This window comes from Corynebacterium sp. Marseille-P8863, from assembly GCF_946902955.1.
In the GTDB taxonomy this organism is placed as follows: Bacteria; Actinomycetota; Actinomycetes; order Mycobacteriales; family Mycobacteriaceae; genus Corynebacterium; species Corynebacterium gottingense.
This window is the reverse complement of the sequence record NZ_CAMPQC010000036.1, coordinates 1-977: the sequence shown is the minus strand read 5'-3', so window position 1 is coordinate 977 and position 977 is coordinate 1. Positions and strand designations below refer to the sequence as shown.

Genomic DNA, 977 nt, shown 5'->3' with positions numbered 1-977 from the left:
TTGGGTGTGTCGGTGGTTGATGGCGGCGGGGAAACGCCCGGTCCCATTCCGAACCCGGAAGCTAAGCCCGCCCGCGCTGATGGTACTGCACTCGGGAGGGTGTGGGAGAGTAGGTTACCGCCGACCCTAAACATGAGACATAATTGAATAATTGTGTGTGCGCCCCGGCCCCCGGGGGTGGTGGGATCATGTGTTGATCCGCACCGCCCTTTGTGGCCGGGGCGCTTCTTCGTGTGTGCGTAGCAGGGTGGGGGGGGGGAGCCTGGCCCGCCGAGACGCGTAACCTGCCACCGGGGAGTAGCCGTTGTCAGCTGCCGTCTGTGACGGGCATCAATGGCGGGGGCTCGGCCGACCCACGAGGCGTGCGTACTTGGCGCTAGCTCCATCTACGGCTGCCGGACACATACGACCTGGGCTTTTATCGGTGAGCCGAGCGCACATGGCGCTAGCTCCATCTGCGGCTACCAGACGGATGCGACCTGGGTATTTACCGGCGCTACCGTCCACATGGAGCTAGCTCCATATAACGCAGCCCGCGCCGAAGCCGCACAACCACCGCAGACCAAGCTGTGGCCGTGCCGGGGGGCTTTACTCTGCCACCGCAGAGTAAATGGGGAGCGTGGACCGCCGTGGTGCCTACGCTGTCGTCGCAGGGTGCAACCCGGTTGAATATTCGGGCAAAGGCTACACGGTTATCCTCACCGGATGATCGCCCAGCGTTGCTGCTGCCCCCCGGTTCACGCGTGCTGGCGCACCGCCCAACCCCGCGTGCAGTCAGTAGGGCGGCTATTTGACGAGATCTCCTTGACGAAGATGCGAGACGAGGTCCGTGAGATCGTCACCCCCTTCTGAGGGTGTCAGAAAGTTTGTGTGTGAGGCTCTCATCTAGAAGGAGTTTCACCGATAATGACTACGGTGTCACCGAAGAACAACCATGACCCGGCGAGGGTCAACGAGATCAGCGAGAAGCTGATGGA

General features: G+C 62.2%; 1 rRNA gene. It reads left to right on the top strand.

Annotated features, from left to right (window positions below):
- The first annotated feature begins 8 nt into the window (after positions 1–8).
- Positions 9–126 (top strand): 5S ribosomal RNA (gene rrf / locus OVO38_RS12365).
- The last annotated feature ends 851 nt before the right edge of the window (positions 127–977 follow it).